This is a genomic window from Caballeronia sp. LjRoot29 (assembly GCF_964252755.1).
Classification (GTDB): Bacteria; Pseudomonadota; Gammaproteobacteria; order Burkholderiales; family Burkholderiaceae; genus Caballeronia.
Genome location: NZ_CAXUPU020000042.1, coordinates 24,149 through 36,372, shown reverse-complemented (window position 1 = coordinate 36,372; position 12,224 = coordinate 24,149). Strand labels below are relative to the sequence as shown.

11 protein-coding genes are annotated in these 12,224 nt (G+C 59.6%); 9 read left to right on the top strand and 2 right to left on the bottom strand.

From position 1 onward, the window contains the following. Nucleotides 1-8: 8 nt before the first annotated feature. Together xdhC and ACSQ83_RS31140 are read left to right on the top strand one after the other, a co-directional pair. Nucleotides 9-590, top strand: a complete 582-nt coding sequence (gene xdhC, locus ACSQ83_RS31145) for a xanthine dehydrogenase accessory protein XdhC (protein WP_436230782.1) — start codon at nucleotides 9-11, stop codon at nucleotides 588-590. An 807-nt stretch (nucleotides 591-1,397) separates the two neighbouring features. Further along, nucleotides 1,398-1,802 (top strand): GreA/GreB family elongation factor, encoded by a 405-nt coding sequence (locus ACSQ83_RS31140; RefSeq protein WP_436230781.1) that lies wholly within the window; start codon nucleotides 1,398-1,400, stop codon nucleotides 1,800-1,802. On the opposite strand, the gene ACSQ83_RS31135 is transcribed toward ACSQ83_RS31140, so the two are convergent. Further along, nucleotides 1,791-2,072: a hypothetical protein gene (locus tag ACSQ83_RS31135; protein WP_436230780.1), complete on the bottom strand. Its 282-nt coding sequence runs from the start codon at nucleotides 2,070-2,072 to the stop codon at nucleotides 1,791-1,793. The two genes, ACSQ83_RS31140 and ACSQ83_RS31135, sit on opposite strands and share 12 nt — an antisense overlap. Before the next feature lie 94 nt (nucleotides 2,073-2,166). Then, nucleotides 2,167-5,766: an ABC transporter ATP-binding protein gene (locus ACSQ83_RS31130; protein WP_436230779.1), complete on the bottom strand. Its 3,600-nt coding sequence runs from the start codon at nucleotides 5,764-5,766 to the stop codon at nucleotides 2,167-2,169. A 95-nt stretch (nucleotides 5,767-5,861) separates the two neighbouring features. Between ACSQ83_RS31130 and ACSQ83_RS31125 the strand changes: the two genes are divergently transcribed. The 7 genes from ACSQ83_RS31125 to ACSQ83_RS31095 all read left to right on the top strand — a co-directional run bounded on the left by ACSQ83_RS31125 (nucleotide 5,862) and on the right by ACSQ83_RS31095 (nucleotide 12,122). Further along, nucleotides 5,862-6,803 (top strand): LysR substrate-binding domain-containing protein, encoded by a 942-nt coding sequence (locus ACSQ83_RS31125; protein WP_414954492.1) that lies wholly within the window; start codon nucleotides 5,862-5,864, stop codon nucleotides 6,801-6,803. An 89-nt stretch (nucleotides 6,804-6,892) separates the two neighbouring features. Further along, complete coding sequence (locus ACSQ83_RS31120) at nucleotides 6,893-7,225, top strand: helix-turn-helix domain-containing protein (protein ID WP_414954493.1); 333 nt, start codon at nucleotides 6,893-6,895, stop codon at nucleotides 7,223-7,225. 247 nt (nucleotides 7,226-7,472) lie between these two features. Further along, a complete protein-coding gene (locus ACSQ83_RS31115; protein WP_436230778.1) occupies nucleotides 7,473-7,898 on the top strand; it encodes a hypothetical protein in 426 nt (141 codons plus the stop codon). 292 nt (nucleotides 7,899-8,190) lie between these two features. Next, nucleotides 8,191-9,006, top strand: coding sequence for an ABC transporter substrate-binding protein (locus tag ACSQ83_RS31110; RefSeq protein WP_436230777.1), 816 nt, complete (start codon nucleotides 8,191-8,193; stop codon nucleotides 9,004-9,006). A 94-nt stretch (nucleotides 9,007-9,100) separates the two neighbouring features. Beyond that, nucleotides 9,101-9,826, top strand: a complete 726-nt coding sequence (locus ACSQ83_RS31105; protein ID WP_436230776.1) for an amino acid ABC transporter permease — start codon at nucleotides 9,101-9,103, stop codon at nucleotides 9,824-9,826. Next, on the top strand, nucleotides 9,823-10,560 hold the full coding sequence (locus ACSQ83_RS31100) for an amino acid ABC transporter permease (protein WP_436230775.1): 738 nt from the start codon (nucleotides 9,823-9,825) through the stop codon (nucleotides 10,558-10,560). The genes ACSQ83_RS31105 and ACSQ83_RS31100 overlap by 4 nt, the downstream gene beginning before the upstream one ends. A gap of 800 nt (nucleotides 10,561-11,360) precedes the next feature. Next, nucleotides 11,361-12,122, top strand: a complete 762-nt coding sequence (locus ACSQ83_RS31095; protein WP_436230774.1) for an SDR family oxidoreductase — start codon at nucleotides 11,361-11,363, stop codon at nucleotides 12,120-12,122. Nucleotides 12,123-12,224: the final 102 nt, after the last annotated feature.

The following is a 12,224-nucleotide window of genomic DNA, read 5'->3' as shown; positions in this document are numbered from 1 at the left end:
GGCTTGCTATGGAAATGCTCCAGGAACGCGTGCTGATCGGCCGTCGTAGCGGGGTGTCCGTACCGCCGGCCGCACCGCCGACGCATATCGTGCTGTTCGGCGCCGGGCACGTCGGCCACGCGCTGGTCAAGTTGCTGGGCATGCTGCCTTGCGTGGTTCAATGGGTCGATGCACGCGACGAACCATTCCCCGATGAAGTGCCCCACAACGTGCAGATCGAAGCAACGGATACACCGGATGTGATCGTTGATTCGGCGCCTTCCGGCGCGTGCTTCCTGGTGATGACGCATGACCATTCGCTCGATTTTTCGCTAGCAGTTCGAATCATGCGACGTAACGATTTCGCTTACTTTGGCATGATCGGGTCGAAGACGAAGCGCGTGAAATTCGAGCGGCGATTGGTTGATCGAGGTGTTGAGCCGGCGCGCTTGACGGAGATGACCTGTCCGATTGGCGTGGAAGGGATTGTGGACAAGGCGCCGGCTTCCATTGCTGTCGCCGTTTGTGCGCAGTTGATGCAGGTCAGGGCTTTGGCGCAGTACGGCGCTCAACTATGCTCGGGGCGCGAAGGCAGCAATTTTTATCGATGAAGGGAGCTGTCGGCGACTCCCTGTTCGTCATGCAGGGTGATCTAGCGCCGGCAAAAACGGATCGTTGCAGCATCCAGGTTCCCCTTCAGCAAGGCAGTTTCCCCAAACCGGATTGTTCCGAATCGGGCTTCCTTGGGCGAGCGGAAGGCGCATTCGGAGTTTGGAAGCTTGCAATATCCTGACAAACACGCTTTAATGAAGTCATGTGCTTCTGTTGTCCTTCCCCAGCGCTCTTGACTTAGGTAACCGCCGTGTTTCTCATTTCGCTCCATTCATTCGCAGTGTTCCATTTTCCGGTTGTGACCGGAAGGTGCCTGCGTGCGAGCGAAAAATCGAGGGGCACGCAGCTCAATCGGAGCCGCGCACGTCCGGCGGACATGTCGGCACTTCCTTGTGCCCGGCTCCTGCGTAACGACTGATGGTCAGTTAACGCGCGAACCGGGCCTTCTCCTCCCGCACATCTCACATCACCGCATCGGCGTCGATCCCTACCAGGAACCGACGTCGGAAACGCACGTGTGCGCGTCTGTTCGGCGATGTGACCAATCATTTTCGTCCGCGATTTAAACCGCCAGGAAAGCTTTTATCCACCGGTTCTCCGGGACCGTGGACAGCGATGCAGCCGCACGCAACGTCTTTTACGGATCAACGGCATGGCCTGGTTTATCGCACAGGATAACTAACAGTAGAACAAGTGATTTGATGGCGGTTGCATTAGCCCATTTGATTCTTAATTCACCCACGAGGTACCCTATGTCACTCAATAAAATTCAATCATCGCCATTAACGAGATCCAGAACCAAGAGCATGCCCAAAGGTATGCCCATCCTGTCCGAACTCGATATGGAACGGCTCAAGCGTTGCGCGCGCGCGTCGGGTGCTTCATCCGAGCACCGTATGCTCGTGGAGGAACTCGAGGGTACCGCCATGCTGCTTGATGCCGCCGAGGTGCCGGCAGATGTCGTCATGGTGAACACCCGAATCGAATGCACGGTTGTTGCCAGCGGGGAAGCGCATCAATGGACGCTCGTCTATCCCGATGAAGCGGACTATGAACGGGGATGTATATCGGTTCTTTCGCCCACGGGTTTCGCGCTTCTCGGCACACGGGTGGGGCAGAAAGTGGAGTGTCGACCGCCAAGCGGCGTGCCGGTTCAATACATCGTTAAAAGCATTTTGTTCCGTCCAGAACAGCTGGCCTTAGCCGATTGACTTCCAAAGGCGTGCGTCAAGATCAAGGCGTGCACGGACGAGCGGGGCGATGCGCAAGGCATCGCACTCAACTGCTGTGTCCGTCATGCCGGTAACAAAATTCGCGCTGAGGGCCGCCGCCAAAACCGTCTTCCAAGGCCAGTAGATTTGTCGGCTTACCTCTGCCTCTCCCCCCAAACACACATCGAAGATCCTGCCTTGGCTGGCCTTGCGATCCATCACGCGCACTGGCAACGCTCTCAAGGCTTTCTGCCGATGAGACTGGAACATTCCCACCTCCCTTCGTACACCGCCGCAGAAAGACCAACGGCGTCGGCCTGCAAATTCGACCCTTTTTCCGATGATCTTCACGTAAGCATAGACCTCACGCGGATTGCTGCAAGCCGTTGCCCACCTGTTGCCGGTTAACCAGTTGCGCATAGACCGAGTTGTTCGCCAGCAGTTGCGCGTGCGGACCCGCTTCAATCACCGAGCCGTGGTCCAGCACGATGATCAGGTCGGCCTCGCGCACGGTAGCCAGCCGGTGCGCAATGATCAGCGTCGTGCGATTGGTCATGAGCGTCTTCAGCGCGGCATGTACCTGTGCTTCGCTGATGGCGTCCAGGTGTGACGTTGCTTCATCCAGGACCAGCACCGGTGCATCCTTGAGAAAAGCACGCGCAATGGCCACACGCTGACGCTGCCCGCCCGACAACTGCACGCCCCGTTCACCCACCCGCGTGGCGAGCCCCTGCGGCAGCGTTGCCACGAAGTCCCCAAGCGATGCCTGCGCAAGCGCGAGTTGTAGCGCTTCCGCGCTGGCGTCGGGCCGCGCGAGGCGGATGTTTGCCTCAAGGGTGTCGTTGAAGAGATACGTGTCCTGTGACACGAGGGCAACGTGCGAGCGCAGCGAGTCGAGCCGCAGGCGCCGCAAGTCGACGCCATCGAGTTGAACCGAACCTGTGTCCGGGTCCCAGAAACGCAGCAGCAGATTCGCAATCGTGCTCTTGCCGGCGCCCGAGGCGCCAACAAGCGCCGCAGTAGAACCCGCACGCACGCAGAAAGACACGCCATTCAACACAGGTTGCGCGCGCTCGGCGTAAGCAAAGCGGGCGTCGTCAAAGCGGACTTCCGATCCACCCGGCGATGGTTGCAAGTCGCGTTCTCCGTCGAGCACGGCAACGGGCTCGTCATGGACGACTCTCAAGCGCCGAGCCGACGCGATGGTATCGGCCAGTTGCCTGCCCACCTGCGCAATTTCAGCCACCGGCATGAAGGCTGCCACGGCGAGGAGGATCAGCATCGGCAGCCACCCCGCGGAGAGTTGCCCGGCCGAGACCAGGAACGCACCTATCACGGCAACAGCCAAGCCGCCGAGTCCGGTCGCGACATCCAGCAGCGCAGTTTGACGAGCCAGATCCGCCAGCAGCGAGAGCCGCGTCACACTATAGTCGCGTGCCAGCGCCATGAACGCATCGCGCCGTCGCCCGGTTGCCTGGAACGCGAGCAGATCGGACAAACCCTGAATGGTCTCCGTCATATGCGCGCCGAGCAGACCTAGGGATTCGCGCGCCTTGCTGCCTAATACATCGATACGGTTGCGCCCGCGCACCGGCGAGAGCATCGCGTACACCAGGAACGGCAGCAGTCCGAGTGCAAGCGGCCAGGCCGCCGTTGCGAGGACGCCTATGACCGCGGCCGGCACCAGCACCGCGACTATTGCCGGGGCGACCGTATGCGCATAAAAATATTCGATGGTCTCAACGTCTTGCGTCGCCAACGTTACGAGATCGCCGGAGCGGCGGCGGAGGAGATAGCCGGGCGCCAGACGATCAAGCTGTCCGAACAAGCGGATTCGAAGATCCGCCAGCAGCCGGTACGCCATGTCGTGGGCAAGCCAGGATTCAAGCCAGTGCAACACTGCTGCGAGCGGCGCAACGAGCAACAGATACGCCGCGATCGCCTGATGCGGATTGCCGGCACGCAGCGCGGAAACCAGCCATGCACCCAGCACACCTACACCGATGAAAGCCGTCACTCTTCCAACGCCCAAAAGAATGGTCAACACAAGCCGCACTCGCCACGGGTGGATTGCCGCGATCAGGGACCCCAGCGTGGCCTTCCAACCCAGGGTTCTTGCATCGGCATCGAGCTCGCGCGGACCTTGCGCAGTGTCTTCTTCCGTCTCACCGGCTTGCGCGGTCTTCGTTCCAAGCACGGCTGTTTGAAGAGCCGTTGTATCTGAGCGTAATGCCGACACACTGCGAGGCGTCACTTGCGCCGCCATCAAGCGGTGATACAGCCCGCTTCGCTTCATTAGTTCGTCATGCGTACCACTTTCCGCGACAAGGCCATCGTCCAGAACCAGGATGCGATCAGCACCGATCACGCTCGACAGTCTATGCGCGAGAATCAGCGTGGTGCGGCCTTGCATCAGGCGGTCCAGCGCCCGCTGAATCAGCGCCTCGTTTTCCGCATCGACGGCCGAGAGCGCTTCATCCAGTATCAGGATTGGGGCATCGCGCAGCAGTGCCCGTGCAATGGCAAGCCGTTGGCGCTGGCCGCCTGACAGTTGCACACCGCGTTCGCCAATCGAAGTCTGATAGCCATCAGGCAGGCTCGAAATAAAGTCGTGAGCGTAGGCTGCCCGCGCGGCGGCTTCCACTTCATCATGGGTGGCATCCGGCCTCCCGAGCCGAAGGTTTTCTTCGACGGTACCCGCGAACAGCATTGTGTCCTGCGCAACCACCGCGATCTTCGCGCGCAGTGCATCGGGGTCAAGCGTACGCACATCCTGACCTGCGATGCGGATACTGCCGGCCTGAGGATCGTACTGGCGCAAAAGCAGGCGAACGATCGACGACTTGCCTGCGCCGCTCGGCCCCACGATGCCAATGCGCTCGCCGGCCGCCACCGAGAACGTGAGTCCGCGGTGCGCGAGACCGCGGCCGCCGGCATAGGCAAAACGCACATCGTCGAAATCCAGCGATGCCGGCGCGTCGCGCAACGAGTCCGTACCGGCCTGCGGCATCGGCGGGTTGGCCTCGAGCAGTGAGCGAATGCCCGCCGTCGCGGCTTGCCCGAGCATGCCTTGATGCAGGACGCTGCGCAGCTCGCGCAACGGCCGGAAAATCTCCGTACCCGCCATCAATACGATCAGGAGCGTGGTCAGGTCCATCTGTCCATGAGTCACGCGCCACGCGCCAAGCACGAGCGCCAGAGCAGCGCCCAGGGCGGCTCCCAGATCGACGATGCCGCGTGTAAGAAGGCCTGCCGCGAGCACCCAGAAAGTGTTGTCGGATACAGCACGCGCCTGCGTGGCGAGGCGTTCGCCCCAGACGCGGCTTTGCCCGAACGCCTTGAGCGTTGGCAGGCCCTGGACTGCATCTAGAAAGGTTTCACCGAACTCCTTGAATGCCTGGGCGCGCGCGAGGCTGGTGCGGCGTTCATGCATGTGTACGGCGATCGGCCCGAACAACGCCACCAGGGCGGCGACCAGGAGCACGGTGGCCACGGGCAGGTCCCAGAATGCGATGATGCCGAAGATGGCAAACGGCGCGCAGAGGGCCACGGCCAGTTGCGGCAGATACTGCCCGAAGAAGGTCTGCAACTGCTCGACGCCATCGATGACCGACAACATCACGCCGCCCGTGCGTTGTTCGGCGAACCACGCCGGTCCGAGCGCCACGATACGGTCATACAACTGGCCACGCAGCGTTTCCTGGGCTCGCGCTGCGGTGCGGGAGGCGATGCTCGCGCGCCAGTGATCCAGCAGCGCACGCAGTACGATCGCGGCCGCTACAGCCACCGATGGCGCCACCCACGACTGCCAGGGATTGCCTCGCAACACCTGCGCGAGCAACTGGCCGAGAAACACAAACCGCGCGATGCCGGCCAGCAAGGCCAGCAATCCGACGACGATGCTGAGCACCATGTGCCCGCGTAGTCCCTTGGTCAATTGCCAAAGGCGAAGATCGAAATACATCCGGATAACTCCTCAAGGTATTGGATCATCGTGGCATGGACCTGCGCGGCGCGCGAGCGATGCTTTCTCAACCGGGGTTGAGCTAAACTTTACCCATGATGCCAAGACTCTCTCCCCACATTCCTCCGCTGGCCGCCCTGAAGGCGTTCGAAGCCGTAGCCCGACTCGGCAGCCTGAGCCGCGCGGCGGAAGAGCTCAACGTTACCAAGAGCGCCATCAGCCATCAATTGCGCGCGCTGGAATCGGCGTTGGGTACAACGTTGATGCACCGCGGCGGTACGACTTCACGCGCGCAACCCACGTCTGCGGGGCAGGAGTTGCTGCTGGCCATTGAAGCGAGTCTGATTCCGTTGGGCGAGGCCTGTGAGCGGTTAGCTGTGAGGCGGCGCAAGCGACGGCGCACGTTGACGGTTTCAGCGAATGCGCCATTTTCATCGCTGTGGCTTGCGCCTCACGTGGTTGAGTTCTCGACGCGCCATCCGGAAATCGCGGTGAACCTGAGGGTGTTTGACGATGAACCGGATTGGCAGAATGACACGATCGATATCGCGATTCTGCGCGTGCCATTGTCAAGCTCGACAACCGATACGCCGAACTCGCATCCCAGCGACCGGGCGCTGGTCCGGGAGACTGTGTTCCCCGTGTGCAGTCCGTTGTTGATCGACCCTCGGACCGCTACTCCGCAGATACTCGCCGAGCATCGCTTGCTGCAAGAGGAGCATCACGCATCGAGCCGTGAAATAGACTGGCAGACGTGGTTTGCACTGCTCGGTGCCGGCGTGCTTCCGGAGCAGAACCTGGTGCGCTTGAGCAGCTTTAATCCGATCATCGGCGCTGCGATTGCGGGGAAGGGTGTTGCACTCGGCCGGTCGCCGCTGATCGATTTCGACCTGGCCCACGGCCGTCTGGTGCGACTCTTTCCAGAGCATGAATTGCCGGGGTCGTGGCAGTTCGTGATTCGCCTGCATCCCGAGCGCTCATCCGATCCGACGCTGATCCAGTTTCAAACCTTCATGCTCGAGCGCTCGGCGATCTGACATGCATGGGAGGTCTCGCTTGGGCGCTGGCGGACGGGTTTGGTCATTGCCTAGTATAATAGGCATTAATGCGTTTAATGCCTATCTAAATGAGCAATCTTGTGATACCGCTGCAAGCTGCCGAGCGGGTTGTCCAGCTGGGTCAGCGTGTCCGGATCGCGCGCATCCGGCGCGGCTGGTCGGTCGCGGATCTTGCCAGCAAGGCCGGCATCAACCGCAATACCCTGACCGCACTGGAACTCGGCAGGCCAGGCACGGCAATCGGCGTCTGCTTTACCGTTCTCTGCGCGCTCGGTCTGGAGCAGGCCCTGGACGCTGTTGCCGATCCGGATGCCGACCTGCATGGCAAGGCCCTTGAAGCGACGCGTCGCCCAATGCGCGCAGGCAAGCCCAGGAAGGCGAGCGACGACTATGATTTCTGAACGCGAAGCGTGCGTCTGCTTGCAGCTTCCGGCGGGCTTTTTAGCCGTGGCAACGGAAAAAACGAGAGCGGTGAATGAGCGTCCGCCGTACAGCGGGAAACGGTTTCAAACGGCGTACCGCCGTGGGCATTAGAATGGACTGATCTATTCTCGGCCGGATTTATCGGCCTGAGACCTTGTGGCAAATTGATTAAGAACTGGGAGAGATGTGGATATTTTCTATCATTGGAAGGACTTCGCGCTCGATGTGAAAGAGGGCCGCATTGGTACGCTCGGATCTGACGGAGCCGTGCTCGAGCAACTAAAAGAACGCCTGCCGCGCAAGGTATGGACGTTTGCGACGCCGAAGGGAAAGAAGGGTCGGCTACAACTCATCGGCTCGTTCCTGATCACTGAGTCGAAACCAGTTTCGTTCGTGCCCAAATGGAAACACAACCTGTTTTACGATGCGGCGTCGCCGCGATCCGTCCTTTACACCGACTCGGCCAACCCGGAAAGAATCGATGAGGTGAGCGACTATTTCAACCGGCAATTCAACGCGACGGGTAAATTTACTGTGAGCGGAGAGAAGGGCATCCGGGAGATGGAAGCGGATGTCGTGCGCGGTTTCGAAAAGCTGGTGCAAGACTATCCGACCCTGCAGTTAATGGATGCCCTGGCCGCGATGTCCTGAGTTCAGGAGAAGCATCCGTTCTAGTGGTCACGCCTGCAGACTTCCGACGGAAAGCGATCGCCATGAAAAAGCGATATTGCATTCTTCGTGGTCCTGGCAGGCGTGAGCGCGACGCCATTACCCTGCCAGTATCTGTATCTGTACCTTCACCGCCCCCGTATTGATTATTCCGTCTGACGCTTAGCACAACACGAATTGATGGTTCGTCACAGCCCGGAGCGCTGCTACATTTCCGGCTGTGATGCACCCTTCGTGTGCTCGCTCTATCTACAACTGCGCAGACCAATACAAAATGAAAATCAATCTTCTCACTGCAGCCTTCATGGGGTCCATGCTGCTCATGTCGAGCCTGGCGCATGCCGATCGCCTCGACGATATCAAGAAGGCAGGCGTGCTACGCGTGGCGACTTTTGACAGTAATCCGCCCTTTGGCTTCGTCGATCCAAAGACGAACAAGATAGTCGGGTTGGATGTGGACTATGCGAAAGCGGTCGCTGACAAACTCGGCGTGAAACTTGATATTCAGCCGACCAATCCGGCCAACCGCATTGCGTTCCTGACATCGAAGAAAGTGGATCTCGTTTTTGCGAATTTCACCATTACCGATGAACGCAAGAAAGAGGTCGATTTCAGCACGCCGTACTTCGCCTCGGGTACGCAATTCATCGCGAAGAAGGGCACGCTGAAGTCGCCGGATCAACTGAACGATTTACGCATCGGCGCGGATAAAGGAACGACCAACGAGCAACAAGTTCGCGCTCAGTTTCCGCGAGCCACTATCGTGGCTTATGACGACACGCCTTTTGCATTTGCCGCCCTTCGGACGGGCAACGTCCAGGCGATCACGCAGGATGGTCCGAAGCTAGTCGGCTTGCTCGCTAACGTACCGGACCGCGACAAGTACGAAATTCCCGCTTTCACCATCTCGAACGACTATGAGGGCGTGGGTGTGCCCAAGGGCGAGCCGCGCCTGAGTGTCGTCAACGACACGCTGACGGGTCTCGAGGCAAACGGTACTGCGGGCCATATCTACGATCAGTGGTTCGGACCGAAAAGCCGCGCGCCATTGCCGCGTTTGTTCAAGATCGGCGACCCGCAGAAGAGCTGATCGCCGAGTGTCCGGCCAAGCCCGGTTCGACCGCAAACGGTCGAACCGGGCTTGGCATTTTAATTTCTCATTCGTGTTTAGCTGAATGATTCCAATGAACGGATGGCTTGCGCCGAAGTATCTGATCTGGCTGCTGCAGGGCTTCGGCATGACGCTGGCATTGTCGGCGTCAGTCATAGTTACGGCGACGTTATGCGGCTGCCTGCTTGCCCTTGCGCGCACTTCGCGCGCCGCGCCGGTGCGTCGCGCTGCTGCGCTCTATGTATTGGTGTTTCGCAATTCACCACTGATTGTGCAACTGCTGTTCTGGTATTTCGGCGTGGCGACGCTGTTGCCCGACGCGGTCATGACGTGGTTGAATACGCCGCATTTTGCGGACGTTGGCATGTTCAAAATGTATTGGCCATCGTTTGAATTCGTGGCCGGGTGGATCGGATTGACCTGTTATTCGACCACGTTCATTGGCGAAGAATTTCGCTCGGGGTTATCGGGTGTACCCGTGGGTCAGCACAACGCGGCAGCCGCTCTTGGACTCACGCCGTTGGCCGCATTCGTTCATGTGATCTTGCCGCAGGCGGTGCGGATCTCGACGCCGCCCTTGTTCGGGCAGTACATGAATATCGTCAAGAATTCGTCGCTGACCATGGCGATCGGGCTGGCTGAACTGTCGTATTCGTCGCGTCAGGTCGATACCGAGACCTTCAAGACGTTTCAGGCATTCGGCATGGCGACGGTGCTGTACATACTGACGATTGCTCTGCTGGAAGTTGTGCTCGTGGTAGTGCAGCGCAGCGGTTCGCGAGCGGCGGTGCGCCGATGAACGACGCCTTGTCCGCCATCCTGTCCAATCTACCGTACTTGCTCGTCGGCACGTTTCCCGATGGTCCGTTTGGCGGCGCCGCGCTCACGCTGGTGATGGCCTTGATCTCCGCTGTGTCGTCCGCGATCCTCGGGTTGGCGGGAGGCATTGGACTTGCGATGACGCGCGGCGTAGGTCACATGATCCTGCTCGCAGTAATCGGGTTCTTTCGCGCCATACCCGTGCTTATGCTGATCTTCTGGACCTTCTTCCTGCTGCCGGTACTGCTTCATGTCAACGTACCGGGTCTGGCAACGGTCGTAGCCGCGCTATCGCTGATCGGCGGGGCGTACCTGTCGCATTCGGTTCATGCGGGTATCGAAGCAGTGGGGCGAGGGCAGCGCCAAGCGGCGCTCTCGCTGGGGCTGACACGCTGGCAGGCGATGCGTCATGTACTGCTGCCGCAGGCTATCCGCATCATGGCGCCGTCGTTTATTAACCAGTGGGTATCGCTCGTCAAGGACACGTCGCTCGCTTATATCGTCGGCGTGCCGGAACTTGCGTTTCTCGCTAACCAGGTGAATAGCCGGTTGATGATTTATCCCGTGCAAATCTTCCTGTTTGTGGGGCTCGTCTATTTGATCCTGTGCACTTCGCTCGATGCGTTGGCGACCCGTCTGTTGCTGGGCCGCGCGCAACCTGCCGAATCGCGGGTGACGGCGTTCCCCGTGGCGATCGCGCCGTCGCGGGAGTAAGGCAAGAGGCCTTTTCTCAACAGTCCCAGGCGCGCGTTTGATTGGTATAGCGAAGAGATGTTGAAAGTCGCTTAGCCGCCGCGCTTCCTGGGCCACTTTGGAAACGGCCAGATGTCTGCTCTTGGCTCCGCCACTTGGACAGCTTTGGCAACCCGCCCGCGGCATCCGCACGACGTTCGCAAGCCGCTTCGCACGTAACTAGAGGCAAAGATCTTTCCGGTTCCGCAGTCACACTGGAAAAACCAGCGTGCGCCGTTCTTGCCGTGATTCACATAGTGAGACGCAGTGAGCTGGCCAAAACGATGGCCCGCTGCAATTTCAATCTGACGCAAGCAGCCGCACGATAGCGTCTTGCGATACTTGACGCTTTGAACCGCAAGAACCTTCTCGACGCCGCACGCGCACCTGAAAAGCCAGCGAGAACCGTCCTCGCGGGATATGGCGGTAAGCCTGCCAAACGTGCGGCCGGTAATATCGATTGCCATCTTGAGTCAGCTCAAAGCAAAACTGCTTGTCGTTAAAAGTCCAGGGTCTTCAGGATGCAGATCGTCTCGATGAACTGAGAAATCATACCAACATTGGATTCCGGGGCCTTGCAAGAACGAGGGCGTACATTTTATCGCAGGAGTTTTTCTAACTCGGACCGGCAGTTAATCTGCTTTGCCTTTGCATCATGCTGTAGTTATTCTTGTGTGCGTCGAGTGCCGGGATGGAATGGGGAATGCCACCCATGAGCTCGCCTGCATTCAGTCAGTCTCGGCACTCAATTCTTATCTCACTACCACAAGAAGGTTTGCTAAATGGATACCGACGCCCAAGCGCCGTTAATTCTGATAACGGGTGGAGGTCGTGGCGTAGGCGCGGCGACTGCACGTCTTGCTGCAGCACAAGGGTACGACGTAGCAATCAGCTTCATCTCCGACGAATCTGCCGCCCAGGCGGTAGCAACCGATGTAGAAGCGCTCGGGCGCCGCGCGTTAGCCATGCGTGCGGACAGCTCGGATCCAGAGCAGGTCGCTCAGCTATTCGCCGCGATCGACCGGGAGTTCGGCCGGATCGATGTACTGGTGAATAACGCCGCGGTACTCGCGCGGCAGTCCCGGATAGAGGATCTCGAATTCGAGCGGATGCAGCGTATTTTCGTGGTCAATTCGATCGGTCCTATCCTCTGTGCACAACAGGCAGTGAAGCGCATGTCGTATCGTCACAATGGGCGGGGCGGCGCCGTGATCAACATTTCGTCGGCATCGGCCCGGCTCGGCAGTCCTAACGAATATGTCGATTACGCTGCGTCGAAGGGTGCCGTTGAGACATTTACCACGGGTTTTGCAAAAGAAGTCGCGCGGGACGGGATACGCGTCAACTGTATTCGCCCTGGGCACATCTACACCGACATACACGCGAGCGGCGGCGAGCCGGGACGGGTGGACCGCGTCAAAGATTCGATCCCCATGGGACGCGGTGGTCAACCTGAAGAGGTTGCGCGGGCGATCCTCTGGCTAGCGAGCGCCGAGGCTTCTTTCATCACCGGCACGTTCCTCGATGTCACTGGCGGCAAGTGAGCAACAGCGTGCGGCATTGGACGCGTCGTCTTGGCTGAGCGCAGAGCTCTAGCTGTCCATATAACTTGGCACACGGCAGGGAAGATTTTCCCGTCCTAACCA

Bases quoted from the DNA above. Each gene is read 5' to 3' on its own strand.
- xdhC (WP_436230782.1), top strand. From the start codon at position 9: ATGGAAATGCTCCAGGAACGCGTGCTGATCGGCCGTCGTAGCGGGGTG.
- ACSQ83_RS31140 (WP_436230781.1), top strand. From the start codon at position 1,398: ATGCCCAAAGGTATGCCCATCCTGTCCGAACTCGATATGGAACGGCTC.
- ACSQ83_RS31135 (WP_436230780.1), bottom strand. From the start codon at position 2,072: ATGTTCCAGTCTCATCGGCAGAAAGCCTTGAGAGCGTTGCCAGTGCGC.
- ACSQ83_RS31130 (WP_436230779.1), bottom strand. From the start codon at position 5,766: ATGTATTTCGATCTTCGCCTTTGGCAATTGACCAAGGGACTACGCGGG.
- ACSQ83_RS31125 (WP_414954492.1), top strand. From the start codon at position 5,862: ATGATGCCAAGACTCTCTCCCCACATTCCTCCGCTGGCCGCCCTGAAG.
- ACSQ83_RS31120 (WP_414954493.1), top strand. From the start codon at position 6,893: ATGAGCAATCTTGTGATACCGCTGCAAGCTGCCGAGCGGGTTGTCCAG.
- ACSQ83_RS31110 (WP_436230777.1), top strand. From the start codon at position 8,191: ATGAAAATCAATCTTCTCACTGCAGCCTTCATGGGGTCCATGCTGCTC.
- ACSQ83_RS31105 (WP_436230776.1), top strand. From the start codon at position 9,101: ATGAACGGATGGCTTGCGCCGAAGTATCTGATCTGGCTGCTGCAGGGC.
- ACSQ83_RS31100 (WP_436230775.1), top strand. From the start codon at position 9,823: ATGAACGACGCCTTGTCCGCCATCCTGTCCAATCTACCGTACTTGCTC.
- ACSQ83_RS31095 (WP_436230774.1), top strand. From the start codon at position 11,361: ATGGATACCGACGCCCAAGCGCCGTTAATTCTGATAACGGGTGGAGGT.